At 42.8% G+C, this 24265-nt stretch carries 34 protein-coding genes and 1 tRNA gene; 24 read left to right on the top strand and 11 right to left on the bottom strand.

The window, feature by feature from the left end; all coding sequences use genetic code 11:
- Positions 1–2 precede the first annotated feature (2 nt).
- Genes Psfp_RS04835 through Psfp_RS04810 form a run of 6 tightly spaced genes read left to right on the top strand, consistent with a single transcriptional unit; the run spans position 3 to position 3802 of the window.
- Positions 3–287, top strand: a complete 285-nt coding sequence (locus Psfp_RS04835) for an excisionase family DNA-binding protein (protein ID WP_134217427.1) — start codon at positions 3–5, stop codon at positions 285–287.
- Positions 287–490 (top strand): hypothetical protein, encoded by a 204-nt coding sequence (locus tag Psfp_RS04830; protein WP_134217426.1) that lies wholly within the window; start codon positions 287–289, stop codon positions 488–490. The genes Psfp_RS04835 and Psfp_RS04830 overlap by 1 nt, the downstream gene beginning before the upstream one ends.
- 5 nt (positions 491–495) lie before the next feature.
- Complete coding sequence (locus Psfp_RS04825) at positions 496–2466, top strand: AAA family ATPase (RefSeq protein WP_134217425.1); 1971 nt, start codon at positions 496–498, stop codon at positions 2464–2466.
- Positions 2450–2848, top strand: coding sequence for a hypothetical protein (locus Psfp_RS04820; protein WP_134217424.1), 399 nt, complete (start codon positions 2450–2452; stop codon positions 2846–2848). Before Psfp_RS04825 ends, Psfp_RS04820 begins: the two co-directional genes overlap by 17 nt.
- 45 nt (positions 2849–2893) lie before the next feature.
- Positions 2894–3076: a hypothetical protein gene (locus tag Psfp_RS04815; protein ID WP_134217423.1), complete on the top strand. Its 183-nt coding sequence runs from the start codon at positions 2894–2896 to the stop codon at positions 3074–3076.
- 36 nt (positions 3077–3112) lie between these two features.
- Positions 3113–3802 carry a hypothetical protein gene (locus Psfp_RS04810; protein ID WP_134217422.1) on the top strand — a complete coding sequence of 230 codons (690 nt, stop codon included), beginning with the start codon at positions 3113–3115 and terminating at the stop codon, positions 3800–3802.
- Here the strand turns inward: Psfp_RS04810 and Psfp_RS04805 are convergent.
- Positions 3768–4457 (bottom strand): hypothetical protein, encoded by a 690-nt coding sequence (locus tag Psfp_RS04805; RefSeq protein WP_134217421.1) that lies wholly within the window; start codon positions 4455–4457, stop codon positions 3768–3770. The genes Psfp_RS04810 and Psfp_RS04805 overlap by 35 nt on opposite strands.
- Positions 4458–5203: 746 nt before the next feature.
- Here Psfp_RS04805 and Psfp_RS04800 point away from each other — a divergent pair.
- From Psfp_RS04800 to Psfp_RS04760, 10 genes are all read left to right on the top strand, one after another.
- On the top strand, positions 5204–5593 hold the full coding sequence (locus Psfp_RS04800; protein WP_134217420.1) for a YjcQ family protein: 390 nt from the start codon (positions 5204–5206) through the stop codon (positions 5591–5593).
- A 119-nt stretch (positions 5594–5712) separates the two neighbouring features.
- Complete coding sequence (locus tag Psfp_RS04795) at positions 5713–5886, top strand: helix-turn-helix domain-containing protein (RefSeq protein ID WP_134217419.1); 174 nt, start codon at positions 5713–5715, stop codon at positions 5884–5886.
- Between the two features lie 171 nt (positions 5887–6057).
- Complete coding sequence (locus Psfp_RS04790; protein ID WP_134217418.1) at positions 6058–6393, top strand: hypothetical protein; 336 nt, start codon at positions 6058–6060, stop codon at positions 6391–6393.
- 21 nt (positions 6394–6414) lie between these two features.
- Positions 6415–6696, top strand: coding sequence for a hypothetical protein (locus Psfp_RS04785; protein WP_134217417.1), 282 nt, complete (start codon positions 6415–6417; stop codon positions 6694–6696).
- Positions 6683–6862, top strand: coding sequence for a helix-turn-helix transcriptional regulator (locus Psfp_RS04780; protein ID WP_134217416.1), 180 nt, complete (start codon positions 6683–6685; stop codon positions 6860–6862). The genes Psfp_RS04785 and Psfp_RS04780 overlap by 14 nt, the downstream gene beginning before the upstream one ends.
- A 14-nt stretch (positions 6863–6876) precedes the next feature.
- Positions 6877–7095: a hypothetical protein gene (locus tag Psfp_RS04775; protein WP_134217415.1), complete on the top strand. Its 219-nt coding sequence runs from the start codon at positions 6877–6879 to the stop codon at positions 7093–7095.
- Positions 7096–7382: 287 nt separating this feature from the next.
- Positions 7383–7592 carry a helix-turn-helix domain-containing protein gene (locus tag Psfp_RS04770; RefSeq protein ID WP_134217414.1) on the top strand — a complete coding sequence of 70 codons (210 nt, stop codon included), beginning with the start codon at positions 7383–7385 and terminating at the stop codon, positions 7590–7592.
- Between the two features lie 47 nt (positions 7593–7639).
- Positions 7640–7795, top strand: a complete 156-nt coding sequence (locus Psfp_RS21500) for a hypothetical protein (RefSeq protein WP_190240143.1) — start codon at positions 7640–7642, stop codon at positions 7793–7795.
- A gap of 340 nt (positions 7796–8135) precedes the next feature.
- On the top strand, positions 8136–8438 hold the full coding sequence (locus tag Psfp_RS04765) for a hypothetical protein (protein ID WP_134217413.1): 303 nt from the start codon (positions 8136–8138) through the stop codon (positions 8436–8438).
- The gene (locus tag Psfp_RS04760; RefSeq protein WP_134217412.1) at positions 8435–9112 is read left to right on the top strand and encodes a GSU2403 family nucleotidyltransferase fold protein; all 678 of its coding nucleotides are present in this window, start codon (positions 8435–8437) and stop codon (positions 9110–9112) included. The genes Psfp_RS04765 and Psfp_RS04760 overlap by 4 nt, the downstream gene beginning before the upstream one ends.
- A gap of 734 nt (positions 9113–9846) precedes the next feature.
- Here the strand turns inward: Psfp_RS04760 and Psfp_RS04755 are convergent.
- The gene (locus Psfp_RS04755; RefSeq protein ID WP_134217411.1) at positions 9847–10278 is read right to left on the bottom strand and encodes a hypothetical protein; all 432 of its coding nucleotides are present in this window, start codon (positions 10276–10278) and stop codon (positions 9847–9849) included.
- Positions 10279–10581: 303 nt separating this feature from the next.
- The gene (locus tag Psfp_RS04750) at positions 10582–11022 is read right to left on the bottom strand and encodes a transporter suffix domain-containing protein (protein ID WP_134217410.1); all 441 of its coding nucleotides are present in this window, start codon (positions 11020–11022) and stop codon (positions 10582–10584) included.
- Positions 11023–11614: 592 nt separating this feature from the next.
- Between Psfp_RS04750 and Psfp_RS04745 the strand changes: the two genes are divergently transcribed.
- Positions 11615–12037, top strand: a complete 423-nt coding sequence (locus tag Psfp_RS04745; protein WP_134217409.1) for a leucine-rich repeat protein — start codon at positions 11615–11617, stop codon at positions 12035–12037.
- A 156-nt stretch (positions 12038–12193) separates the two neighbouring features.
- Here the strand turns inward: Psfp_RS04745 and Psfp_RS04740 are convergent, their stop codons facing one another.
- The 5 genes from Psfp_RS04740 to Psfp_RS04720 form a co-directional block, all read right to left on the bottom strand.
- A complete protein-coding gene (locus tag Psfp_RS04740) occupies positions 12194–13837 on the bottom strand; it encodes an ATP-binding protein (protein ID WP_243120485.1) in 1644 nt (547 codons plus the stop codon).
- A gap of 66 nt (positions 13838–13903) precedes the next feature.
- Positions 13904–14044 carry a cyclic lactone autoinducer peptide gene (locus Psfp_RS04735; RefSeq protein WP_345789067.1) on the bottom strand — a complete coding sequence of 47 codons (141 nt, stop codon included), beginning with the start codon at positions 14042–14044 and terminating at the stop codon, positions 13904–13906.
- Positions 14041–14673 (bottom strand): accessory gene regulator B family protein, encoded by a 633-nt coding sequence (locus tag Psfp_RS04730; RefSeq protein WP_134217407.1) that lies wholly within the window; start codon positions 14671–14673, stop codon positions 14041–14043. Before Psfp_RS04730 ends, Psfp_RS04735 begins: the two co-directional genes overlap by 4 nt.
- Positions 14670–15131 carry a hypothetical protein gene (locus Psfp_RS04725; protein ID WP_134217406.1) on the bottom strand — a complete coding sequence of 154 codons (462 nt, stop codon included), beginning with the start codon at positions 15129–15131 and terminating at the stop codon, positions 14670–14672. Before Psfp_RS04725 ends, Psfp_RS04730 begins: the two co-directional genes overlap by 4 nt.
- A 199-nt stretch (positions 15132–15330) precedes the next feature.
- Positions 15331–15792, bottom strand: coding sequence for a hypothetical protein (locus tag Psfp_RS04720; RefSeq protein WP_134217405.1), 462 nt, complete (start codon positions 15790–15792; stop codon positions 15331–15333).
- A 313-nt stretch (positions 15793–16105) separates the two neighbouring features.
- Here Psfp_RS04720 and Psfp_RS04715 point away from each other — a divergent pair.
- Positions 16106–16182: transfer RNA gene (locus tag Psfp_RS04715), tRNA-Arg, on the top strand.
- Between the two features lie 237 nt (positions 16183–16419).
- On the opposite strand, the gene Psfp_RS04710 is transcribed toward Psfp_RS04715, so the two are convergent.
- Both Psfp_RS04710 and Psfp_RS04705 read right to left on the bottom strand, forming a co-directional pair.
- A complete protein-coding gene (locus Psfp_RS04710; RefSeq protein WP_134217404.1) occupies positions 16420–19086 on the bottom strand; it encodes a M56 family metallopeptidase in 2667 nt (888 codons plus the stop codon).
- A gap of 4 nt (positions 19087–19090) precedes the next feature.
- Positions 19091–19543 carry a BlaI/MecI/CopY family transcriptional regulator gene (locus Psfp_RS04705; RefSeq protein ID WP_192895271.1) on the bottom strand — a complete coding sequence of 151 codons (453 nt, stop codon included), beginning with the start codon at positions 19541–19543 and terminating at the stop codon, positions 19091–19093.
- Positions 19544–19586: 43 nt separating this feature from the next.
- On the opposite strand from Psfp_RS04705, the gene Psfp_RS04700 reads away from it, so the two are divergent.
- The 4 genes from Psfp_RS04700 (at position 19587) to Psfp_RS04685 (ending at position 21539) form a co-directional block, all read left to right on the top strand.
- Entirely contained in the window at positions 19587–19826 is a 240-nt protein-coding gene (locus Psfp_RS04700) for a recombinase family protein (protein ID WP_134217402.1), read from the top strand.
- Positions 19810–20025: a DUF4368 domain-containing protein gene (locus Psfp_RS04695; protein ID WP_134217401.1), complete on the top strand. Its 216-nt coding sequence runs from the start codon at positions 19810–19812 to the stop codon at positions 20023–20025. The genes Psfp_RS04700 and Psfp_RS04695 overlap by 17 nt, the downstream gene beginning before the upstream one ends.
- 394 nt (positions 20026–20419) lie before the next feature.
- On the top strand, positions 20420–21040 hold the full coding sequence (locus Psfp_RS04690) for a TetR/AcrR family transcriptional regulator (RefSeq protein ID WP_134217400.1): 621 nt from the start codon (positions 20420–20422) through the stop codon (positions 21038–21040).
- Positions 20976–21539, top strand: coding sequence for an EFR1 family ferrodoxin (locus Psfp_RS04685; RefSeq protein WP_192895276.1), 564 nt, complete (start codon positions 20976–20978; stop codon positions 21537–21539). Before Psfp_RS04690 ends, Psfp_RS04685 begins: the two co-directional genes overlap by 65 nt.
- A gap of 1008 nt (positions 21540–22547) precedes the next feature.
- Here Psfp_RS04685 and Psfp_RS04680 read toward each other — a convergent pair.
- Entirely contained in the window at positions 22548–22994 is a 447-nt protein-coding gene (locus Psfp_RS04680; protein WP_134217398.1) for a hypothetical protein, read from the bottom strand.
- A 573-nt stretch (positions 22995–23567) separates the two neighbouring features.
- On the opposite strand from Psfp_RS04680, the gene Psfp_RS04675 reads away from it, so the two are divergent.
- Both Psfp_RS04675 and Psfp_RS04670 read left to right on the top strand, forming a co-directional pair.
- On the top strand, positions 23568–23852 hold the full coding sequence (locus Psfp_RS04675; RefSeq protein WP_134217397.1) for a type II toxin-antitoxin system RelB/DinJ family antitoxin: 285 nt from the start codon (positions 23568–23570) through the stop codon (positions 23850–23852).
- Positions 23846–24124, top strand: a complete 279-nt coding sequence (locus tag Psfp_RS04670; RefSeq protein WP_134217396.1) for a type II toxin-antitoxin system YafQ family toxin — start codon at positions 23846–23848, stop codon at positions 24122–24124. Before Psfp_RS04675 ends, Psfp_RS04670 begins: the two co-directional genes overlap by 7 nt.
- Positions 24125–24265 lie beyond the last annotated feature (141 nt).

The raw sequence follows: 24265 nt of genomic DNA, 5'->3' as shown, positions 1-24265 counted from the left end.
AGATGACCAGAATAGGGGAACAGCTTAAAGAAGATGCCCTAAACGCTATTAGGCCAGTTCTGCCGCGTGCAACGATGAATGCAAGGGACAGCGCCGCCTATATTGGCTGCTCCTACTGGAAATTTCTAGAGGGAGTTAAGGCAAAACGGATTCCACACCTGAAAGTTGGAAATCGAATCCTTTGCAGAAGAGAGACACTTGACGCATGGATGGCCTCGCAGGAAACCGCAAGTATTAGTAATGATGATGATAAAGCGGGATATGGTACGTTGAGGAAGTTACGATAGTGATTGACATTATTTTTGAAGCACTTACATTTATCCCCCAGGAATCCCTTGATGACTCGATCCGTCTAATTGCCGTTACGCTCGAAAGCGGAGCTGACCCTTTCACAGCATTGGCCGCTGTATTTCGTTGGACGGAGGGTCGGGCGTTATACAGGGGTGTACATGAAGGGCTGCAGGAATTTTTTCTCTCAGTAACGAGGTAGCAATAATGACCTACGAAGATTTTCTATCTAAACTTCAAGGCGTCCGCGGCAAAACAGCACTTTGCCCGGCTCATGATGATAAGCAGCGTAGTCTTTCGCATAGCGTTAAAGACGGAAAAATTCTTTTACATTGTCATGCTGGATGCAGTGTCGAAGATATTGTTACTGCTCTGGGGCTTAAAGTTAGCGATCTGTTTTTAGATGAGCCGGCGAGGAAATCAACGATGGATATTGTAGAAGAGTACAACTACAAAGACACTAAAGGTAATTTGGCTTACCAGGTTGTTCGGCTGAGCCCGAAAAGCTTCCGGCAACGGCGGCCTAAAGGTCGGGGCGGGTGGTTATGGAATATGCAAGGTGTGAAACCGCTCCCTTATCGATTACCGGAACTACTGGCGGCCTTGGAGCGGGGAGAAACGGTTTTTATCGTTGAAGGCGAGAAAGACGTTGATAATCTGTTAGTCAAGGGATTGGTCGCAACCACGAACCATGGGGGCGCAGGTAAGTGGAATGAAGCTCATAGTGAGTATTTTCCCTCTGGCTCTGAAGTGGTGATCCTTCCGGACAACGATGAACCGGGCCGGGAACATGCCCATAAGGTTGCTATTCAATTAGTTGGCAGGGGTTGCCATGTGAAGCTCGTTGAATTACCCGATTTACCGGAAAAAGGCGATGTCTCAGATTGGTTAGGTTCCGGGGGTACTAAGGAAGAATTGCTGGTATTGGTAGAACGGACACAGGAATTTAGACTGCAAGAGTCCGGGCAGGAGAAGGACAACCTTCCTATTGGCTATACTGCTCAAGGGATCATGGAGACGGAGTTTCCAGAGCCACGATGGTTGATACCTGGGCTACTCTGTGAAGGATTAAGCCTTCTATGCGGCCGGCCAAAAATGGGCAAATCATGGTTATGCTTAGCCATTGCCTCCGCTGTTGCAGCTGGAGGGTGGGCACTGGGTTGTAAAAAGGTTGAACGTTCTGAGGTATTATATCTTGCTTTGGAGGATACACCAAGGCGACTTAAAGGGCGATTGGAGAAGATCCTGCAGAATGGACAAGCACCGGTAGGATTCCATATTTTCACCGAGTGGAAGAAACTTGATCAGGGTGGTCTGGAACTGCTGGATAAATGGCTGACAGTACACCCTAACTGTAAGCTGGTGGTGATTGATACCTTTGGCAAGATACGAGGGAAAATTAGTTCAAGCGGGTCTATATACCAGGAGGACTATGGTGCATTGGATGGCCTGAAGCGTCTTGCAGATAGTTACGGGGTTAGTGTGTTACTTGTTCACCACCTTCGCAAGATGGGAAGCGATGATCCTCTTGAGACTATTAGCGGCAGTACCGGCATAAGCGGCGCTGCTGACGGCATCCTCATATTAAAGCGGGAACGAGGAGCATCAGGGGCGAGCCTTTATATCACGGGTCGTGATGTTGAGGAACAGGAGTTAGCTTTGAATTTTGACCAGACAATAGGTACATGGGCCATTTTAGGTGATGCGGCAGAATACCGTTTGAGCCAAGAGCGCAGAGATATATTAGAGGTTTTAAGAAAAGCTAAGGAAGCCATGTCGCCAAAAGAAATCGCTGAAGTAGTTGGGCGCAAAGGCCCTAACGTTAGAAAAACTATTGAAGCTCTATTAGATGAAGGTTTAATTAATAAAGTTGGTTACGGTAAGTATTACATATCTCAACAAGGATTTAGTAATAAAGAAAATAATGAGTTTTCTCTTCACAGTGTTCACACTCTTCACAGCCATCACACTGGTAACAGTGTTCACACTAACGAAAATGAAGGAAGTGTGAACGAGTGTGATGCAAGTGTGAACGGAAGTGTGAACGCAGAAATCCAGCAACGGCGCGGAAAACTGGCAAGTGTGAACAGTGTGAACGGTGTGAGCAGAGATAATCTAGAAAGTATTTTGAATGAATTTGCCGGCCAGGAGGTGGATCTAAATGACTTCCCGCTCTGAACTAATTAAGCAGTTAGCGGATTATGGCATTACGGTTAATGGCGCTAAGGTATGTTTCCCCGGGAAAATTAACCCCCAAGCTATTCCGCTATTACGGCAGTTGAAACTCTCTCAAGCGGATACCTGGGATGGTGGACAAGCTTTAAACATTTGGCAGGAAATGCTGGATAGGATGAGGGTGGTATACCCTGCCGGCGCGCTCCCATGGTGTAACAGACAAAGGCCAGATTTAATTGAGAAACTAAACGCTATAGGCGATAGATATACTGAAGTGTTCCACAAAAGAGATATCAACGAGGTGCGAGAGGCAGCGGCTCTTTTTGAGGGGGTTTTATCTCAAATAATTACTACATATCAAGAGGACTACAATAATGAGTGTTGATAAACAACATGAATTGGTTTGCAAAAAAACAAGTGGAGACGGGATATGAAATTCATTGAAATCAAGCTGCCTAAATGTACATTATTTCTACTGCCGGACGAGTTAAACCGTCTATTACAGCAGGATCCCGATCTTTTTGCAAAGGGTATTAAGCGTGGCAAGGGTATTCTCCGGGCTCGTCAGGCTATGGAACGGAACTGCAAGCATACCAGCAAAGAGGCGCGCTGATCGATATAGTAATCATGCACCAAAGGAGGAGCTACAATGGGCGGACAAACCGCGGCATTTACTGGTACAGAAATTAAAAAGAAAATGGCTAACCATCTCGTAAGGCTGAGACGTCTAATACGGTTTACTTTGAGTAAGCAAAATTCAATATCGGCTTTGCGTCGTAGCATGAAGGATGACCTGGCTGCTGAGAAGGCAAAAGTGTTTAAAAACCAGTACCTGATAGCGGAGCTAGAAGAAATAATTGAAGACCTGGATTCTCTTTGTAGTGATTATGAGAACCAACTTGTTACGTCTGGAGAATTTCTGTTAGATATTTTGCCGATATATGAAGCAAGCGGTGCCTCTGACCACGATTTTGCACAGTTGATTAACTGCAATATTAAAAGGATGGAGAGAATCCGGCGGGACTTCGATGAGCAAGAGGATAACCAGGGCCGTTCGTTTTTTGTGGATGCGATATTCATCTACCATGCAGAACAACCAATAGAACGGGAGAAGGAAGACTTTGTGATTTCTTGGGATTTGCCTTTCTTCCATGCTATGACCCACCACTTCATAAGAGAGCTCGAGACTAATTCTAAATTACGTCAGGCCGCTCATGACAAAATAGATGAGCTATTTCCCGAGTTACAGGCAAACCAATACATAGCCACTATAACTTACCTGCCGTCCGCTCCTGGTGTTTTGTTTAGGTGGTTTTTTTGTCCTGCTTTAGCAATATGACGGTTATGAGTATGGTTAGCAATAATAGACCTGCCCATATCCCTGTAGCAATTTTACGTACCTGCCAGGCCCAGGTTCTTAGTTCGGATTCAGCTCTTTCCTCTGCATTTTTGGGTTGATTAGCTAGTTCGGATTTTGCTTTGTTATATTTCTCATTGGCATCTATCCATAAGTCTTGTTCGTAAATAATGTTTTCTGAAATTCCCTGCTCATATTCTTGATGTCGCGAAATTTCGTCGATTGGGAGCAAAAAAGAGAACCTATTGCCATTTTTCATATCAGCTAATTCCTTATTCTTCTTGACTAGTTCAAAATATGTCAAGTGCGCAAAGTGATGTTGCGATTTTTCTTTATTATAATCATCTATTTGCTTATTTAAATCTAATTTCCTTTGGGTTGTCTCTGAACTGTTTAAAATTTTAAGTTTTCTATTTGCTATATCATTTGGTGAAACAACAGGCCTCATTTCGCCGCTGTATAATCGCCCTCCGCTTACACCATAAAACTTAACCCATGACTGACATGTCCAGCGGTCACGTAAATAAATAACCGTTAACCCGTCTTTGGTTTGAGTAGGCCCCTTTTCCCACCGAAAAAACCAGGCCCCAACCAATGCAATTAGAATTACAAAAGGGATAATCCAATATTTCTTCAAAGCTACCACCTCCCTATTAATGAGGGACTTCTGGAATCGCCAATATTTTACCTTCGGGAATAATGTCGAATTGTGTTTCACCTGAAAAAATTACTCGTAAAACATAAAAGACATCCTTCTTCGATAAATTAGAGTGGCGGTCCCCTCAATTTTGGGGAGATAAAAGCAGTAACGGGTTGGGGGGGTACCGATTTAAACTCGGAAAACTCTATTGGACTGTCGGAGATTAGATTGATCCAAAAATGGAGTAAGTAAAACCAGCTCATAACTCCGGGCTCCAGAATCAGGGCAGGTCGGTTTTGAGAACAGGCCTTTGCCAAAGGTCAAGGTTAGGAAAGTTGGATGTGACATCCGAGTATACCGGCAGCAATCCTGTTAAATCAAAATTTGGCGGCGTAAAATTGCGCTGTCTAAATTCTTCACTAAGCCCACTTGTCGGCCGAGTTGACAAACTGATGGGCGAATCAATTTGATTCCACTAGGGGTTTGTATTAAACACAACCCTTATCCTGAGATGTCCGGAATTAAAATCCGCATGGAAAGGTCGGTTGCGGTATCCGACCTTTATCCCTCAAACCTGAGGACAAAACCGGTTAGCGCAATTTTGCGCTGATTGGTGATCGTTATGAGCATGGGCAGTGGGTTACCAGGCTGTCTACCCCTCTCTGTCATATCCTGTCGGAATATTTGTCAAGGATAAGTTTCCCTTCTTGTCGAAGTCTATCAAGAAGTTAGGAGGTTGCATAATGGAACTAGATGCAAAACAAAAGGTTTTACTTGCTATATATACTGAATATCAAAAAGATTTACCAGATATGGAAAGGGAAATAAGTTTTAAAAACCTTGATTTGGATAATAAGATTTTTAGAATTGCTATTGATAAATTACAAAATGAACAGATGATAAACGGTGCTACGATAATTCGAGGTGGCAATAGTCATATTCCATTACATGTAAATGTTGGAGATATAAAAATGACAAGGCAGGGTATTGATTTTGTTGAACAAAAACTCCAAATAGATAGAACGCTAACGGGAGTAGAAAAAGTTAAAGTAATAAGCCAAAATGCCACTAAATGGGGATGGGAACAGTTGAAAGACCTAGCAGCAAAAGTACTAAGTGAGATGCTAAAATAATTTTAAGGGCCTCCGGGCTCGTTTTTTTTGCCTAAAATTATAGATAATTATGGTAATACATATTGACATGTCGTATAGTGGTATATAAAATATCATTAAATAGCAAAGGGTGGTGATATATGGAAGGGGATTTTATTACCATAGGCGAGCTTTGTGAATGGTTAAAAATTAGTAGACGCACAACAGAGCGATGGCGAAAAGAAGGCTTGCCTTTTATCAAACAGGGACGTTTAGTCAGGTTTGATAAACAAGTAGTAGTTGAGTGGTTAAAGTCAAAGGAAGTTAAAAATTAAAGGAAGCCCGCTCCCCGCCAAGAGATCCGGACTTCCTAATGAGTGCCCCATGAGAGGCTATCTTTTTTATTATAACCTCCTCATGGTGGAAATCAAGCCATTTTCCAAAAACAGGGTATATTATTGTCCCCTGTTGAGAGAATTATGGAAAAAACCTAAGGAGGTATTTTTATGCCTAAACACAAGCTTGATACGTTGGCAGTTATTAAAACCATGGGTCTTAAGTTCCCTATTGCTGAGCACCCATCTTTTAAACACTTCTGGGATGACTATGCTAAAAAATTCAATAGAATAGCTGATTTTCTCGATGAAATAAAAATGGAAGAAACCGAAAGGATGACTATTATCGAATTCGCTAGAGAAGCCATTGAAGCAGCTGAAGAGGTGGAAAGACTTTCATTTGCAGAAGTCTTTAAAATGGGGTTTATGTACGGTATGCAAACAATATCAAAGGACATTAAAGAGTTGCCCGTGTTGGTGGAAATAGACACACCTCTTTATAATTAAAATTCGAGGAGGCCAATTCATATGTTAAATCCCATATGCAAACAGATTATTGATAACCGCTGTGATGAGATTGGACAGGCTGTCGCAAATAAACCGGAGTTCAGTTCCGTTTTTGATGAGTGCTGCCACCTGTATGATATTTTGAGGTATGGCACTAGCCCAGAACTTATCGAACACCTGGAGGGCCTTCACTCGACGCTTATTAGTATCGTAGAGCAGGAATTTTACCTGGCCGGCCTGCAGGATGGGACAAGCCTGAAGCAATTTTTCACCGGGGAGGGTATGCTCGATGTCGCCAGTTAAGCAGTTACGAATTGAGAAAGGTATAAGCCGGCAAGAACTTGCTAACAGAGTGCTTATTACTCCTCGCCACCTTGGACGTGTTGAAAGTGGTGAGTATAAAGCTATTCGTCTTCTGGCTCGGCTTGCGAAGGAATTAGGTGTGCCGGTTGAAAAGCTCGTTGGATAGGGGAGGCTGATTTTATGGCAGAGAATTTAAAAGAAAAAAAATACCGCTGCCCCAAATGCAATAGGATGATATTTTATTACTCCTTAATAGGCAGGATGGAAATGTCAATTAAATGCCCAAGATGTGGGAGAGTCTTAGTAATCACAATCACAGAGGAGGGCGCCATGACTCTAGCATCCTTTAAAAGTAAGCACTGGTTTCCTGAGCCTGTAGCGGTAGCAAATATAAATTAAGGCCAGGGGTTGGAGCTGGTCCCGCTGCGGTGGGGCTGGCTCCATAAAGAACGCCGCCAGGGCGATGGCGACCCAATTAAAAAGGCGAGAGGGCAAAGTTTTTAAAAGAATACTGGGGGATTAAGCACGGAAACAACCAGAGGGCACGACAAAATGTCGCCTCCTCAACAAAGCTTTCCGATGTGGCACATTCTTAAAACAAAAAGGTGGTGACAAAACTACAAAAAATTTCAAAAGTTCCGCAATGGTGACAGTAGTAACCTCATCAACAAAGGCAGGTGAAGTAAATGTTTAAAACACCTAAAAGCAACCTCCATATGTCGGTACCTGAAGTAGCAGAAATATTAGGAATTGGAGTAAGTAGGGCTTACCAATATGCAAAGGATGGACTATTCCCAGTATTCAAGTTAGGGAAAAGGATACGGGTGCCAAAAAAACAGTTTTATGAGTGGTATGAAAAACAGATAACCGGGGGAGAGACCTCAGCAACCGGCTAAAGTGGGAGACTGACCCTGTGAGTCAGGAAATACCGGGAGGTAAGCGCATGCCGCTACCGAAGGCCGCCGCTATTATGGGTGTAAACCCACAGTTTTTACGGATAGCACTGCAACAAGGCAAGTTCCCATTTGGGGTAGCTGTGAAGCGGAAGAAATGGAGCTACTACATTAACCCGGAGCAGTTCAGGGAGTATTTAAGGTAGCCGGTCGGTAGTAAATCATTCGAAAACCCAGCAAGCATGACAGTAGACCTGGAGGAAGAGAGAAAAGCTCAAAATAATCTTTAACCAGCGCTAGGGGGGATTGCATTAGGACCAGGGATGTGCTCTTTTTGTTTGTACAAGCCCTGGGAATGACGTCGATGTATTAATAGGGTAGCTTTATATGTACCATTTTAGTATAATTAACCTACAATATTTTAAATAATAACTACTTGCAGGTTAATTTTTTTCTTGCAAAAAAAAGCACCACAGAGTAGAATATTATTAACCTGCAATGGTTAAAATATTGCCAAGTTGCAGGTTAACGACAGGAGGGATTATAATGATTCGCGGGGTTTTGGAAGACCATTATGAGCGGCTCAAGTCTATGGAGCAATCCTATAAAGAGAAATTAGCGAGCATGCCCAAAGGAAACATCCGCTTTAAAAATATTCGTGGTCGTATGTATCCCTATCTGGATTATCGGAAAGACGGGAAAATGGTCTCCAAATATTTAAACAAATTATCTGAGGAAGAATTAAATGAGTTACAGTTTAAGTTAGAGCAGCATAAAAAACTTATGAAAAATCTACGCGAAGTAAAAAGAGATTGTAGGATTTTAGAGAAAGCGCTTAAACACAAATGAACGAAAAACAAGAAGCGGTTTTTTGGGAAACCATTAGGATACTGGATTCACAAGGGGTTTTACCGGATCTAATTTTGATTGGGAGCTGGGTTGAGTATATTTATGCTGAATCTAATTATTTTAGCGGCTTCCAGCCAAACATCCGTACAATTGACCTTGATTTTCTAATCCCAAACATAAGGCGCCCAGCCAAGAAAGTACCATTATGCGATGTAATGGAACGTCATGGTTTTATGACTCAGCAGCGCAATGATGGGCTTATTAAATTTTCAAATTTTGAAGGTCCTCTTGAGGTCGAGTTTTTAGTTCGAGATATGGGCCAGGGCCAGATTGAGCCTTATACCGTAGAAGGGCTTGGAATAAAAGCTGCTGGGCTTCGGCATCTAGATATTTTGATTCAATGGACTACTACTTTATTTATTCGATTGTATCAGCTGCTGGTACCTCTGCCAGAGGCATATGTTTTACATAAATTAGTGATTAATAATAAACGCCTGCAGGGGATGAAACAGAAAAAGGATTTAATGTCTATTGAGGAGTTATTACCTTTTATAAAAAGCTCGGGGCAAAACCTTGCCAAGTTAAAAGAAATATATGATAACGGTTTAACTAGGAATGAACGAGCATTAGTTGATACAACGTGTAAGGCAAACCTTATTAGATTATTTAACTAGGATATCAATGTATATCAAGTTTTGGCTACGGGAAGATCAAAGTCGGGCACTTTAAATAATAAAGCAGGACGTATTGTTTTACCTTGATTTGCGGTACTTGTGCTGGGGATAATTTGGGGATAGTCAATGCAAATTATCCCCAAAAAGCAACCAAAGATGACCAACGTAAAAGTGGACAAACCCTTATAGGACAAGCACTTGACCAACATTGTCCTAACCTGCAAAAGGCCATGTTTCTGACTACGGATCAGAAGGTCGGGGGTTCGAATCTTCCCAGGCGCGCCATAGAAAAGTAAAGCCCCGCAAGTGATTGCGGGGTTTTGTTATTGGCGCCCGAGGTTGACATGGAGCGGCCGCAGACGGAGATTTTCGTATGGGAGCGGCGATGAAAGCTGCAAGTAGTTCGTTTGAGGGGGTAGTGACGCGGAAAGGCAGGTGTTGGATGAAACTGTTGGAGCGGTTGATTGACGGAATCCTGAGGCGGGCAGAGGAAATTGAGCAACTACAACATGGAGAGGCTGTGCTAAAGTTCCAGCCCCGGAAATCTGTGTGAGGTGAAATAAAAACGGTACGGTACGGAAGGCTGACCACATAAGCAGGAGGCCGTGCAACATTTTGTCCAAAGGGCTGAAAAAAAGATCGCGCTGGTTGTACGAAAGCAAACAATAAGTGAAGGGGTCAGTTAGAAAACAAGAGCCGTCCCAATGGTCGGCCTTATCATTACATCAATTAAACTAAACATTGTAATTTATTTTTCCCGTAAAAGGATCGCAAGTTCCTACCCTTACTGAAAATAATCCCCAGTTTTTAAGATTTTGTTTTACCTCTTCCACAGGATCATAGTTTATATTACCCATAGAACACGCAGATGGAATGATGATATATGTACCCCCCTTTTTATCAAAGGCAGTAAGTTGTTCCCTGGTATGATCATCACTATAAGTTGAGCATGTCTCGATCTCAAATATAATAAAGCTATCAGTATTTGTAACAGTTAAATCTGGTATATAACCGTTAATTTTACCGGGGGAACCTTTTGGCCAATTAATATGGTCGGCGAGTACGCCATATCCTTTGGAAACTAAATCATTAGCAATATATCTAACCATGTTGTTATGGTTTATTTGTGAATCAGCCGAGCGTTTTGGATTACTTCCTTTTCCCATAAACTACTAAACCTCCTTTCCTGGTATAATTATCCTCAATAACATTCTTCCACAGAAAAGGAGGTATTCCTTTGTCTAATATTGTCGATATTGGTTGCAAAGCTAGAGGCCGAAGAGTGAGCGGACCTAGTTGCAAATACCGTATCGCTGAGCTGGCTGAGATAATGATGAACTGCTGAAGGAGCTCCTGGTTGAGCTGGATGACGGCGACTTTGATGTTGCGCTGAGCGGTTATGATGGCATCATAAACAGGTGGGAGCAGTTTACCGGTCAAAAGGCTGTAAGAGTTGAGAACAATAAAGATTAGCTGCCCTTTTTCTTAAACCAGTTCATAGGATTAAAATAGTATCTAAATTTGGAAACCAACTCTTTGCCAAGAATAATTCCACCTATCCAAAATGATGCTTCGCCGGAAATCACCAGCGAGGTTGAGATGATTGCTTTTGTTGCCACAGAACAAGGAATAAATGGAACAATAAAAAGTCCTCCGTATAGGACACATGAGAGAATAACAAGGGCAATGCCTATTTTTTTTAGTAATGATTTATTGGCTTCCTGGTGTTTTTGATCCGGCAAGATTTGAGACTCCTTTTTAAATGCCTTGATAAAACTGTTCAATAGATGCTTTTGAAAAACCTTTCTGTAAATTAAATAAAAAAAGTACGCGGCAACGTCCTCCCAGTCACCAGGATGCTCTGGCGGAGATTGAACACGGGAAATTTGCGGGGATAGCCTTTTCTCCATGTTTAATTTTTCTTGATTTTTATATAAAGGGAATACTGCCCCCCTGTCGAAATCTCTAACTGAAAAGAATAGGAGGGGTTCTTATTGGACTTAACATCACTTTTATACGTGATCGTACCGTTATTCATATTATTTATTGTTGTCAGGATATTTAAAGGAATAATCAAATTTCTCTTTATGGCTTTGATTGTGGTTGGCTGCTTCTGGCTTTATTTTAAGTACGGCTATAAATTACCCATATAGTATTTAGCACCCTCCAGAGGGTGCTTTTCTTATTAGACGAAACCGGTAAAGAGGTTGAGTTGATGGTTGACTACGCTTACGGATTATGGGGAAAGGGGAAGCGGGCAGGTGTTTTTTTTGCTCGCTGAAAAGCGGGGCTTTGTCTAAATAATTCCATGTGGGAATAATCGCCGAAAAAATAAACTGCTATTTCGCGGTTAGCTATTCCTCAAATAAAGAACATAGATATATAATAAAGGGGGATGGTTAACTAAGATAAAAATTGTAGTATTTGTGCTGAATATGTAGATGATAAATGAGACGGAGCTGTGTCGGTGGCTGCAGTATATCAGGGATAAGGAGATATTAAATGTTAGTATATCTTGCGGGTGCAATTAGTTGGTATATAAGAAATAATAAATTTAATGAGTGTTTAAAGTGGAGAATAAGCTTAACCGAGAAGTTGAATATGCTGGATGTTAAATGTTTTAATGCTTGCACAAATCTTAAACAAAACATGTTGTATACTAATTTGTCTAATCTTAAACAAAACGTATTCTACTTAAGCGAATCAGATATAATCATAGTTAATACAGATCACATATTGGAATCACCAGGAACTATTTTTGAACTGACATATTGTTATTTAAAACAGAAGCCTGTAATCGGGCTTGGCATTAATGAAAATATTAATAGTTCATTTCACCTTTCATCGTGTATAGATCAATATTTGAAAGATGAGGATGAAGTTGTGGAATACATTAAAAGTCTATATCATTTAGAAATAAAATAATTCATAATAGTTCTTTTAAGGTTAAGCTGCTTGTTTTAGTGCTTGCTGGTGTATCCAGGCGTGGGGTCTGGGGTTGTATTTGACTAAGGCAGAAGTAGAGGGAGAATCTTTACGGGCGCGCCATAAAAGTGAAGGCAAGCGATTTTTATAGAAATATTATATAAGCTTAAACCTGACATAAAAAGTTGTTCCACCAGGGCTGGTTGCAACTTTTAAGCAGGCGTTGTGCCGGGCTGCAATGCTGTAACATACCGCCAGCCCCAAACCTGTCCCGGTGTCCTTGGTGGTGAAAAAGGGCGTTCCTATTTTCTCCAATACTTCCGGGCTGATGCCGCTTCCCTGGTCCTGCACGGAAAGCACGGCCTCTGTGTCCTCAAGGTATGTTTTAATGGTCAGGGCTCCGCCGGGGCGCATCGCTTCAAGACCGTTGCGGACGAGATTCAATATGAGCTGCCTAATCTCTTTTTCGTCCAGCAGCAGGGCCGGCATCTCCTGCAGATCAAAGTAAACTGTTTTTTCAGATTTAGTCGCGTCAGAGGATAATAGTGGCTGCATAGCTGCTATTATTGAGTTCAGGCTTTTTAATTCTAAGACAATGGCCTTGTCCTTGGCCATGGTGAGATATTCAGTGATGATTGAGTTGGCCCGGTCCAGCTCGTCAATCATCAAATCGAAATAACCCTTGTAGAGTAAACAGTCTTTCTTGCCTGAGAGCAACTGCAGAAAGCCTCGCACCGAGGTCATCGGGTTGCGGATTTCATGGCCCAGCCCCGCCGCCATTTCACCTACCAGGTTGAGGCGGTCTAAGCGCGCCATTTCCTTCTCCATGCGCTTGGACTCGGTTATGTCCTCGGAAATTCGAAGGAAGTGAGTGATGATGCCTTCATGGTTGCGAAAAGGGCATATCGAGACCGACTCCCAATAATAATCCCCGTTTTTCTTTCTGTTTTCCAGCTCTTCATGCCATTCCCGGCATGAATCAACATTGCCCCAGTTTTGCTGGGACGGCTCTGATGGAGTCCCTGCGATTTCGCTGATATTTCTTCCAATTGTTTCTTCGAGCAGGTATCCCGTTACCTGAGTGAATTTCTTGTTCACATATTCAATATTCCCGAAGGTGTCGGTTATCACCACGATACTGGGACCTTGTTCAACGGCGCCGGTTAATTTGCGGAGTTGTTCTTCAACCTTTTCCCGCCTGGCTATCTCTTCTTTAACAGAATTCAAACTGGTTTTTAAATGGGCCCGGTGTTCGGATTCGATGTTGATGATACCGCCGACAAACCAGCCTACCACGTACATCATACTGATTACTATGAGGTTGGACTCGAAGATCACCTGTAAAGGTTTTTTCATGCTGAGCTCATACACAAAAAGCAACAAGGCGCAAACCGTAGCCATAACCAGCCCGGCCCTTTTGCCCATAATCGAGGCCGTGATCAGTACCGGTAAGAGGAGAATGATTTCTATCGAGTCAAGGCTGTCGCCGGCCATAATAAGGGTTATGGATGAGATTAGCAACGGGAAACTTACGTAGCCTAATTCTATAGGTGATAAGGACTTATTGGTCTCAAATGGTATGGTGTCTTTCGACCTTAATAAAAAAATAATCCCAAGCCCTAAAAAGGAGACAAGCGCAAAAGAACGTATGTTGATTATAGGGTAAATATCACCGGGTATATAAAATTTTTTGCATAATGTCAGTGCTGAAGCCAATATGATGATACACAACATGTGGGTAACTGTCGTATGCTCATATAGTTCTTTTTGTCTGTCCAGTATTTCGTTATCAGCTTTCAAGACAGGTCCCTCCCACAGAGCAGCATTTGATGAGGAAGGGAGGTGAGAATTTCACCTCCCGGAACACTATTTTCTTAGTGATTTTGGTACTTCAGGCTGGTAATGGGATCCTATGCAAGCAGATGCTGAAGCTATACTTGCCAGAAAGGTTAATAGCGAAACAGCGGCTAGAAAGAAAAGGGTCTTATACTTTTTCAACTTTTTCACCTCCTTTGTGTTAAGTTAATTCCATCTATAAAATTAATGGCACGGTGTCCAGTTTTACTGAGGACGAAGCTTATCCACAGGAGGCTTAAAGAGAGGCCGTTACGAAACGCGAGAGCCTGTTCCCAGCCGACCTGCCCGAGGATTATTATGGCTGTAGCGATAAGAATGACCGCCATAAGGGACAGGATCTTTAACCGTTTTTTTCTGACCGGTGAGATAATTGGCGCTGCCGGGTTGTCCACCGGGGCCAGAACTAGGACTGCCGTAAATCCGGTTAAAACAGCCAGGGCTGATATAACATCGCCAGAAATACGGTTAAACTGTGATAAAAAAGTGGCTATAAACGCTAGGGTGGGGAATATTATAACCGTTATCATTGCGCAGCGCCAGGGTGATTTTGAATGGGCTCCTCCGGCTGTATGCCTGAACAGGAACACCGAGGCCAGACATGCGGCGGTGACGGGCAGGACGCCCAGCAACAGGCCCAGGAGCAGGGTGAGGAGCACATTAATCAGGTTAATCACCAGCACCTCAATAGCGTAAGTAATGATAAGTTCCTTATCCTGGGACAGGTTGGAATTGGCGGCCAGATACCTGGCCCAGCTTCGGCTGAAAACAAGGCGGCTCAAACCTTCCAGGCCCCCTTTTGAGGCTGTTTAAACCTTGCAACAAGTAAAGCGAATACAACCAACAGGATAGCCTGAGGCATCCCCAGTTTTATCCAAAGAGGGTAGTTGGCGATAACCTCATACGGATTTAGCTTCGTTATGAAGAAGAACATTTCGTGGACTGCTAGTTCAAGCAGAATTATGATGGCGAAGCTGGCAAAAACCGCTACAAAAACCCGTGAAGGGGGGACGCTGGTGGTTTTGATGATTAACACCGTCAGCAGCAACAGTCCTGCCACTGAATGTAAACCGAAGGGGATGGGAAGTAATCTGATTAAGAAAATTAATATTGCCAGCAGTGTTCCCGCTAACAGGATGCGGCCCCAGCGCTGTGTAACACCGGCCAGTGCAAGGCTTAGCCCTATTAACCCTACCATTTCAGGGATGCCCTGCAGAAGAAATAGTCCGAATTCTATCATTTTTGCCCTCATATCTTTATTTTGTAATTTCGATCATTTCTACAAGATACGATGTTTTAATTGATTTCCCATATCCCAGCGGATGGCTTTGTTGAATATTTATGAATTAATTTCCAACGGCAAATGATTAGATTAGACTGAAGGCTGGGACGCTTTTTGGTCGCTGTCTTTATTTCCGGCCAAACCGGTATAAGGCTGTTCACTGCTTGAATACGGCGCCTGCAGGCCGTTTTAATCTTGCAGCAACAATGGCAAGAAATATCAATATGAAAGCTTGAGGCATCCCCAGTCCTAACCATAGTAGTTTATTTGAAATGACCTCCTCCGGCTCCATGTTGCTAAAGAACAGAAATGCTTCAAAGATTGCCACTTCAAGTGCAATCAGGATAGCGAAGCTGGTAAAGACAGCGATAAAAACCCTTGTTGCCGGTACGTTGGTAATCTTGATGATGAACGATATATACAGCAGTATTGCAGCGACTGTGTGCAAACCAAAAGTAACGGGAAGTAATCTGATCAGATAGATTATTAGAGTCATAACAATTCCTATTGCCAGGACACGCCCCCAGCGCAACGGGATACCGGTCAACGCCAGGCTCAGCGCGGCTAATCCTATGCTCTCGGGAATGCCTTGCATAAGAAACAATACAAAATTAAACATTATTAACCCCAGATCTTTTATGTCTTAAAATATCAATTGCTTATACAAAATATTTCAATAAAATCAATGCAATTCCTTTAATTGTAATTTATAAATTTTCCATAAATTTCAACTTGCTTCGACACAAACAGGTAGGATATCGATGCATATGCTAATGTTTGACAGATATAGCCTACTCACAAAGAAAAGATCCTTTTTTGAAGGTGTACAGAAGCTGTTAGGTATGGGGAGAGGAGAAGTTTGTTTAGAATTGTAAACCTTTTAAACCTTGACAAACGAACTTGGGGGTTGTAGAATACTTATTGCTACGCATGCGCCCGTAGCTCAGGTGGATAGAGCAGCGGTTTCCTAAACCGCGTGTCGGGAGTTCGAGTCTCTCCGGGCGCACCAGAATTTTAGGTTGAAATAGATGCAAGTCCATTTTGACCAGTAAATAGAAGAGTTATCACCCACAGGTCAACTACTGAACCGAGGGGGTAACCGGTACGGGGCAACAAGAAAATCAGACATCCATTCACAATTATGTGGGTAGATGTCTGATTTCTTTAAGTTATTGTTTCTAAAGGTATTGTCACCTCAGTGAACGTCACGAATATTCACAAATTCTAATGCAAATAACAATTTATGTTAATACATAGCTCCGTCCAAGCCGTTTATGATTTCTATACCGGAAACCATGCCGTCCTTTATGAGGTATACCACACTTATGGTGCTTTCTTGCGGCGTATAGGCATAGGCATGATCATATCCGCTGCCAAACCAAGCCTCGTCGTCGTAGCTGATCCCGTCCAGCTTTTTGAGTTTATCGGGCCAGTGTGCCAAAAGGAATTCTTCATTATCGCCAATCGTGACGCCTGCCGCGGTATAGTATTCCTTGTCTGCGCGAAGGGTGATCACAGTATACACGCCCTCGGCGGGGTTCAGGTACGTTACCTGCAGGCCGTCGCTCTTCACTACCGTGACCTGTCCGAAGCTCTCGGCCCGGTGAGTCTCCCGGCTTTTCTCAGTAAGGTCGCAGCCGAACGGGAAATCGACCGGATATGCGTTAAGATATATGCTGCGCTCGCTGCCGGGTATAAACAGGCCGAACGTGCTCTCGTCGTAGCTGATTGAATAAGTCAGAGAGCGTCGCAGAGAGGTCGCCTCCTCCGCGGAAAAACGTCCGTTCAGACAGGCGCTATACAAGACGCTGTTATTGTCCCACTGCAGCAGCACGATATCGGCTAAGCCCTCGGCATAGGCGCCGTCGGATACAAGATAAGCTTTGCCTATATAATAGTCACGCAGAGATTGATCGTCGCTGTCGGCCGGCCTATCGCTGATCGCTGCGTCGCGCAGAGCAACCCACAGCGGATTCCACCAATCTCGCCCGTAAGCTTCATCCAGCTCTAACCATGTGCTATGCGTAAAGCTCTCCAGACAAGGCAACAGGTCGTAGCCGCTGACGTCGTTGCCTGCCAGCAGATCAGGCATATAGTCGCGTATATTTCCTGTGGACGCGGCAAATAAATCGGCTGGCGAAGCAGGATTGTCGGATATCAAAAGACTGTCCAAAGTCGCCGGGGCATGGTCAAATACTCTCTTAACAAACGCAAGCGCCACCTGCTTCGGATCAAGCCAGGACATATCGCTGCCTGAATCGCATTCAGCCTGCCGTTCGGCATAGTATTTTGTGGAAGGCGTTCCGTTCTCATCAGGGAAATATGTATAGATATTGCCGTTTTGATCCTTCCAGCGCTCCACGCACCATATGCCGGTATCCCCCTGTTTCACAGGCTGGGAGAGGATTAGCGTCCATACTTCTTCCTTACTGCCGTTATATGCGTAGTAAGGGTAGTAACTGAGGAAAATATGCCCGCTGTCGTAGGTATAGTTTCTGTTGAAGAATTCGTCGTCGCTGTAAGGGGTCAGTCCGTTTCGAGTTATCATATCGCTCTTGACGTAATCGCCGACGGCTGAGAAAAGCTTGGAAAACGCCTCATAGTCGTCCGGAGCCTGCACATCGGTCGCAAAGAAAAACCCATAATATGACGTTTCATCCTTCGCGAAGAAGATCTGTCCGCTGCCATCAGAGCTCAAAAACTGCTCATGCTGAGCTTCGGTGTAACGGACAATGCTGAAAAGGAATCCCATCCCTTCATATTTTTCATAAGTCGATTTCTGATATACGCGTATAAGTGTGGTTTCATCATTGTATTCAACCGGATCAATGAGCAATTGGTCTTCATACTCATTCGGTATGGCGATGGTCATTCCGGCACGTTCATACAGGGCCACATCTTTCGCGGAGTTCCCGTTGGCTCCCGTAAATGTGCATCCCACGGCAGCGGCCAAAATGAGAATCATGACAAGTAGCGTCGGCAACAGCATTTTCGGTTTTTTTGCAATCATCGTTATCCGTTCTTTGATTCCCGATTTACCCGATGTCATCGTAGTGGCGCTGCAGAGCAGATCGGATGGTTTTGCCCGGTGTTCAATCATATTGATCAGCGTATTGCCGTAGGCCTTGCGATGCTCATCACCGATACGCTTTAAAGTACCTTCGTCGCAGGCGATTTCACAGTCCCTTCGGGAGAGCACGGCCGCCCACCATATGAGAGGATTGAACCAATGAAGCGCAAGGCAAACGCAGCGCAGGTAAGACCAAAGATGGTCGCCATGCCGGTAGTGCGTTTCTTCATGCGCCAAAATGTATTTCAGAACTTCGTCGTCAGTCAGACTATCGGGATGAATATATATTGCCGGACGGAAACCGAACAGACAAGGTGATTTAACATAGCGGGACAGGTATACCGGAAGCCGACTGTTCGGTATTTCCGCAGTTTCCCGTGTTTTTCTCAACCTCGTATAGAACCATATGTTTTGCAGTATAAACCAAAGCCCCACGGCAATAGCTCCAATGAGCCATACATTATGTAAGATATCTTTCAACGAAGCTTTTTGGTGCGAGATAATATTAGCGCTAGTCGAATCATTTTGCACGAAATAACGGGGTGGTACTGAATCATTCGCAGTACCCGTTATTCCCTCATTCATGTTACCGTCAGTCAGGCTGGCGGATTCGGGCAGCGTCAACACGGCAGGGCTTTCAATTCGTTCCGTCTGGCTGCTTATTGGGGCGATATTCAATACACTAAACGGGCTATTAAATACGGAAAAAGGTATAAGCAGCCTGACAGCAACCAACAACCATAGGGCATATTGCAGCCGTAAATTGATTTTCCCTTTGAAGAAATAGCGCAACAGGATAAGAATCGCTATTAATACGGAAGAAGTAATAATGGTTTCAAGCATTTTATTACACCCCTTCCATCTTATCAAGAATTGCCCGTAGCTCTTTGATTTCTCTCTGAGAAAGATTATTTTGGTGAGCGAGCGTGTTCACCATCATACCCAAACTGCCGTTATAAAGCCGACTGAGAAAGCTCTCGGTTTCCGCCAGGATTACTTCCGAGCGCTCAACGGTAGGGTAATACCGCCGAGCCTTGCCGCCTTCTTCATAGTGCAGATATCCCTTTGTCTCCATGCGGCTGATAAGAGTTTTGGTTGTACTCTTAGCCCAGCCGGTTTCGCGTTCCATGGCCTTTGCAATTTGTGTTACCGTCAGGGGAGCCTTATCCCAAAGGCACTCCATGATCACCCATTCACTGCTCGATAAGTTTATTTCATTCTTTTCCGCCATCATACTCACCTCAATATAGGTTACTATTGTAACCCTATTGTATTCCAATAGGTTACAGTTGTCAACCATATTCTGAGTATTTTTTGAATTATTCCGAAAAGCGGTTTCAAGAATGTCGAAAAGACCATTCAAGAACAAAAAGCTCATCCGGCACCCGGAGTTGGAGCAGATTCTGGTGGAGAATACTCATGAGCCGCTCATTTCGCAGGAGCTGTGGGACATTGTGCAGGACGTCCGCAAGCACAAAAAGCGGATGCCGAAGCAAATGGACGAGCCGAATATGTTCTCGGGACTGGTGTACTGCGCCGACTGTGGAAAGACTTTAGTGCTCCAATGTGGAAGCCTTCATTGAAAAGGCCAAGCGGTATACGGAAATCCGCGAGCTGACGCCGGAAATTTTAAGGCTGTTCATTAGCCGCATCGAGGTTGGGGAACGCGGTGAAAAATACTCCCGCACCGCAGAGCAGAGCATCCGTATTGTCTATCGCGATGTGGGCGTGATGGACAGCGTGGAGCCGGTCATAGAAAACACAGAGGAAAACATTGCATAAAACGCATAAGGCGGACGACTTTCGCCGTCCGCCTCATACATAGGCTTTGTTCATAGGCATTGTTCACAAAATGTCCCTATGAACGTTATTAGAAGGGTTTACGGGCTTTTTGAAAGCAATTTCAGGAAGCCCGTTTTCCATAGATGCATTTGAATAAAACCAGTATCATTTGAATCATTTCATTGATACTGGCTTTATGTTTAAGGGAATCAAGTCCGTGGACATGTTCCGGCAAACAAAACACGTTGAGAGTATAGTTCTGGTATTGGGGAGAGGAAAATCCAAAGGCATCGGGATGAAAAATTCCGATGCCTTTGACCTTTTAGATAAATAAGTCTATAATATAATTAACCTGATAGATAAAAATTGAGTATATTAATATGAAGGTGATATCATGCTTTCAAAAATATTAAATCTGGAATCCAAAAGACGAAATGCTATTTTAAACGCAGCGTTAAAGGAATTTGCCACGAAGGGATTTGATGAAGCGTCAACAAATGTAATTGCAAAAGAGTCTGGGATTTCAAAGGGGTTAATGTTCCATTATGTAAATAGCAAAAAAGACCTTTTTCTATTCCTTTATGATTACTGCTCGGACATGATTAATAAAGAATATTTTGATTTAATGAATTTTAATGAAAAAGATATTTTTGAAAGGCTGCGGCAGTCATATCTTCTCCAGCTTGAGTTGCTGCAACAGCATCCCTGGATTTTTGAATTCAATAAGATTACCGCCACCAAGTCTGATGAAATCAATAAGGAACTGGAAGAAAGACATAAAGGGAAACAATCATTATGCTACGAGACAATGTTTGGTTCAATTGATGAATCTAAATTCAGAGAAGATCTTGACATTGAAAGGTGCAAACAGCTTATTTTTTGGGTGAATATTGGTTTTACGAATCAGATGCTGGAGGATATTCGAAACTTAGAAATCAATGAATTGGATTATGACAAGATTATTGCAAAACTTGATGGTTACTTTAATGAACTCAGAAAGCTCTTCTATAAATAAAAAATTAATGAGAGGGGTATATATGGGTTTTACAATTTTTTATTTTTCTGCAACAGGCAATTCGCTGGAAATTACTACTAAAATTGCAAAAGAATTGGGATATTGCACAATCAAGTCAATGGCTGCACAGATGCCGAGTGAACCTGTAGGTGGGCCTGGTGAATCTATTGGTTTCGTATTTCCTGTTTTCTATAATGGGTTGCCCAGATTAGTAAAACGATTTATTGAAAAACTTGCTATATTTCCAGAAACCTATTGCTTTGCAATAACAAATTCCGGAGGAACCAGAGCGAACCCATTAGGTATGCTGGAGGATATTCTTACCGAAAAAGGTATTCGTTTATCTTATGCAGATGAGGTCAAAATGCCGGGAAATTATATTGTGAGTCATCAGGCTCCCGCTTCCGACAAAGTACAGAAAATAATTAATGCTGCCGCCGGTAAAAACACCGTCCATGTTTGCCCACAAATTACCGGAAGATGCCCCGGAATCGGTTAAGAAGCTCTACAAGGGGTTTATTCTGCTCTTAGCTTTGAGAACGTTTTATAACCCGGAGCAGGTTGGGGCGCCTTTTTCCTGGAGATTTGCAGCAGATTGGTGTGCAATCAGCAGTCATACCACAGTGCAGAATGCCATGCGTTACCTATTGGAACGTGGCTATGTTTACAAAGTCAGGGATAATGGTTCTAAGTTGACCATCCTGGCACTTGGGAAGCCCAGGAATCCATGACGGTATCATTGCTCACGTTGAGTAACGTTATTAAGACCCTACTTTTTTCTTAACTGCACAGGTAATAAAAGGACAGCCTACAGCTATTCTGGCTTGACTTTTGCACCCATGGCACTTGCTCTTGGTATCGGTATGATATCTTGGGCAGAGTCTGCAGGAAAGTCCGCATACACCAATTTCCGGGTGCTTTATTTTCATTTTCTTGCTCCTTATTCAAATATTGGTCGGGAGGTTCGATTTTTATCCTCGTAGCAAAATCTCTTATAAAGATAGATGAAGCCTTACGGGCTGTTGAGGAAGTTAAATCGTTGATGGCTGAGGCAGAAACGATGTTTCATTAAAAGACCGGACCTTTGTGGAAGGGTAGGGCTTGTATCCTTCCATAAAAAGAATTGCTAGAAGTTATCGGTTAAAGTGGAGCCTTCGGTTGTTATAGACCGGGGTTTTCCGATACTTTAATCTTCTCAACTACACAGCTTAACTTCTTATAAACATCAATGATTCTAACGAGAGCTATCAATAGAACAAATGTTAGATAAATAAATTCAATAGGATTGAAAGGAGAAAATAGCTTAATAGTTATGTAGCTCAGTGTGAATACTAATGTGCCCATCCAAATCCAAAATTCTCTTCTATATTTAACTAACTGTTGCATCACCTCTTCTTCCGGTAGAATTAATACTCTTATTGTTAAGTAAATTACTATATGAACTAGTCCAATAATCGATAATAAAGAGATTTTATTCTCTTCAACAAACTTCACTAAAGTTTCTTTATCAATAAAAGCTCCAGCAGCGTACAGAGTTAAATAAATATTCCCCACGATGTAAGATATGAACCCCCATAAGCTCGAACATAAAACTCAAACTTGTTACATCAAATTTAACCAGAATAACCATATCAAAAAAATTAGCAATGATCGTAGAATATCGAAAACCTTTGTTAAACCAATTTGTTAATAGTGGGATTATTAAAGGACAAAGAATCAATAAGGGCGGTGCCCACATATAGTTGTAATTAAGGCTGACTATGAAAGAATTAGAATGACTACCTATTGAGATAGCTAACGCCACTAGTAATGTTGTCAAAAAATAAGCCACTAATGTAACACAAGCTAGCGATCCTAGCCTAGCTATGAATAAAGCACCAATAGATTCCTGTTTTAGCCATTCAACTTCCCACTTCTCAATTTCTTTTAGCATTATCCAAATGATTCTCACCATTTTCCAGCCCTCCTTTTGTATACTTTACCTTTTACGCCAAATATTCCTGCAAAAATTTCTCTGTTTACATCTTTTTAATAACGGACTGTGCTTTGTGATCATGTCCTCCGGCCACGCTCCAATGTCGGCGGCCTTCTAGCGGTAGGTAAGGTACCAGCGTCAGGGATAATCTCTTAGCAAAGGGACGGTTCTCTTGTGCTTTAATTTCTGCGATAGAAGTTCCAGCTATTTATTATTTTTCTAGCAGTGATAGGGGAGAGGCAAGAAAGGTATGATATTAAAAGAATAGTGTTATTGCATACGGTTATTTTGTATTTAAAAGTCGGACTAAAGAAGCACATAAGAACCGTCCCTTTCTATACCGGTCAGATTCGACCGCTCGACCGCACAGGAATAAAGGGGGTCCCCTTGACATTGGACAGCCGGAAGTTAGGCGGGTATTATATACCACTGTCCAATGTCAAGGCAGCCCCCAACTGACCACAATTGCACATATTTTATTAAAAAAGTTTCACATTGTATTGATAATGTGCGTACAATGGGATATAATAATAAATGCAAGGAGGTGAGCTAATGGCAAAAACAGCAAACATCAACATTCGTATTGACCCGGAAACAAAGGCGTGGGCAGAACAGCTTTTTGCCAGCTTTGGTATTACCATTACCGATGCAATAAATATTTTTCTGCGTCAGTCCTTAATGGTGGGCGGCTTACCTTTTGAAATGAAGCAGCCCCGTTTTAATGCTGTAACAGAGACAGCCATGCAGGAAGCAAGGGACATTGCCAGCGGAAAAGTCTCGGCGAAAAGCTATGCTTCAGCGCGTGAACTGTTCGAAGATCTTGACAGCGAATGTTGACATTAAAAACAACCGCACAATTTCGCAAGGACTATAAATTAGCGAAAAAGCGTGGATACAAGATGGATTTGCTGGAAGAAATCTTGCAAATGCTTTTGGAAGAAAAGCCACTTGACAAAAAACATCTCGACCATGCACTAACAGGAAACTATATTGGTTTCCGGGAATGCCATATTCTGCCGGACTGGCTGCTGATTTATGAAATAAATGAAAGTTTACTCATACTTACGGCAACCCGCACAGGGACACATTCCGATTTATTCAAAAAATGAGGAAATGCAATATCCATAGGTGTTCGGTTAACCAGAATTAGGTAACTCATAGATAATAATAAAGAAGGGAAAACCCTCAAGTCGACAGAATCAGGGAATATTCAAGTATAAATAATTTCCAGGAGGTCGCCCTGATGACTG

The organism is Pelotomaculum sp. FP (assembly GCF_004369245.1).
Classification (GTDB): Bacteria; Bacillota; Desulfotomaculia; order Desulfotomaculales; family Pelotomaculaceae; genus Pelotomaculum_C; species Pelotomaculum_C schinkii.
This window is presented reverse-complemented; position numbering and strand designations above follow the sequence as displayed.

Excerpts from the sequence above, each read along its gene's own strand:
- Psfp_RS04770 (WP_134217414.1), top strand. The coding sequence starts at position 7,383 with ATGTTTAAAACACCTAAAAGCAACCTCCATATGTCGGTACCTGAAGTA.
- Psfp_RS04750 (WP_134217410.1), bottom strand. The coding sequence starts at position 11,022 with ATGGAGAAAAGGCTATCCCCGCAAATTTCCCGTGTTCAATCTCCGCCA.
- Psfp_RS21500 (WP_190240143.1), top strand. The coding sequence starts at position 7,640 with ATGCCGCTACCGAAGGCCGCCGCTATTATGGGTGTAAACCCACAGTTT.
- Psfp_RS04825 (WP_134217425.1), top strand. The coding sequence starts at position 496 with ATGACCTACGAAGATTTTCTATCTAAACTTCAAGGCGTCCGCGGCAAA.
- Psfp_RS04775 (WP_134217415.1), top strand. The coding sequence starts at position 6,877 with ATGGCAGAGAATTTAAAAGAAAAAAAATACCGCTGCCCCAAATGCAAT.
- Psfp_RS04675 (WP_134217397.1), top strand. The coding sequence starts at position 23,568 with ATGGCAAAAACAGCAAACATCAACATTCGTATTGACCCGGAAACAAAG.
- Psfp_RS04720 (WP_134217405.1), bottom strand. The coding sequence starts at position 15,792 with ATGTTTAATTTTGTATTGTTTCTTATGCAAGGCATTCCCGAGAGCATA.
- Psfp_RS04810 (WP_134217422.1), top strand. The coding sequence starts at position 3,113 with ATGGGCGGACAAACCGCGGCATTTACTGGTACAGAAATTAAAAAGAAA.
- Psfp_RS04820 (WP_134217424.1), top strand. The coding sequence starts at position 2,450 with ATGACTTCCCGCTCTGAACTAATTAAGCAGTTAGCGGATTATGGCATT.
- Psfp_RS04685 (WP_192895276.1), top strand. The coding sequence starts at position 20,976 with ATGACAAGATTATTGCAAAACTTGATGGTTACTTTAATGAACTCAGAA.
- Psfp_RS04710 (WP_134217404.1), bottom strand. The coding sequence starts at position 19,086 with ATGCTTGAAACCATTATTACTTCTTCCGTATTAATAGCGATTCTTATC.
- Psfp_RS04725 (WP_134217406.1), bottom strand. The coding sequence starts at position 15,131 with ATGATAGAATTCGGACTATTTCTTCTGCAGGGCATCCCTGAAATGGTA.
- Psfp_RS04765 (WP_134217413.1), top strand. The coding sequence starts at position 8,136 with ATGATTCGCGGGGTTTTGGAAGACCATTATGAGCGGCTCAAGTCTATG.
- Psfp_RS04800 (WP_134217420.1), top strand. The coding sequence starts at position 5,204 with ATGGAACTAGATGCAAAACAAAAGGTTTTACTTGCTATATATACTGAA.
- Psfp_RS04700 (WP_134217402.1), top strand. The coding sequence starts at position 19,587 with ATGTCGAAAAGACCATTCAAGAACAAAAAGCTCATCCGGCACCCGGAG.
- Psfp_RS04760 (WP_134217412.1), top strand. The coding sequence starts at position 8,435 with ATGAACGAAAAACAAGAAGCGGTTTTTTGGGAAACCATTAGGATACTG.
- Psfp_RS04680 (WP_134217398.1), bottom strand. The coding sequence starts at position 22,994 with ATGGTGAGAATCATTTGGATAATGCTAAAAGAAATTGAGAAGTGGGAA.
- Psfp_RS04755 (WP_134217411.1), bottom strand. The coding sequence starts at position 10,278 with ATGGGAAAAGGAAGTAATCCAAAACGCTCGGCTGATTCACAAATAAAC.
- Psfp_RS04795 (WP_134217419.1), top strand. The coding sequence starts at position 5,713 with ATGGAAGGGGATTTTATTACCATAGGCGAGCTTTGTGAATGGTTAAAA.
- Psfp_RS04690 (WP_134217400.1), top strand. The coding sequence starts at position 20,420 with ATGCTTTCAAAAATATTAAATCTGGAATCCAAAAGACGAAATGCTATT.
- Psfp_RS04670 (WP_134217396.1), top strand. The coding sequence starts at position 23,846 with ATGTTGACATTAAAAACAACCGCACAATTTCGCAAGGACTATAAATTA.
- Psfp_RS04780 (WP_134217416.1), top strand. The coding sequence starts at position 6,683 with ATGTCGCCAGTTAAGCAGTTACGAATTGAGAAAGGTATAAGCCGGCAA.
- Psfp_RS04815 (WP_134217423.1), top strand. The coding sequence starts at position 2,894 with ATGAAATTCATTGAAATCAAGCTGCCTAAATGTACATTATTTCTACTG.
- Psfp_RS04835 (WP_134217427.1), top strand. The coding sequence starts at position 3 with ATGACCAGAATAGGGGAACAGCTTAAAGAAGATGCCCTAAACGCTATT.
- Psfp_RS04790 (WP_134217418.1), top strand. The coding sequence starts at position 6,058 with ATGCCTAAACACAAGCTTGATACGTTGGCAGTTATTAAAACCATGGGT.
- Psfp_RS04705 (WP_192895271.1), bottom strand. The coding sequence starts at position 19,543 with ATGGTTGACAACTGTAACCTATTGGAATACAATAGGGTTACAATAGTA.
- Psfp_RS04785 (WP_134217417.1), top strand. The coding sequence starts at position 6,415 with ATGTTAAATCCCATATGCAAACAGATTATTGATAACCGCTGTGATGAG.
- Psfp_RS04745 (WP_134217409.1), top strand. The coding sequence starts at position 11,615 with ATGTTAGTATATCTTGCGGGTGCAATTAGTTGGTATATAAGAAATAAT.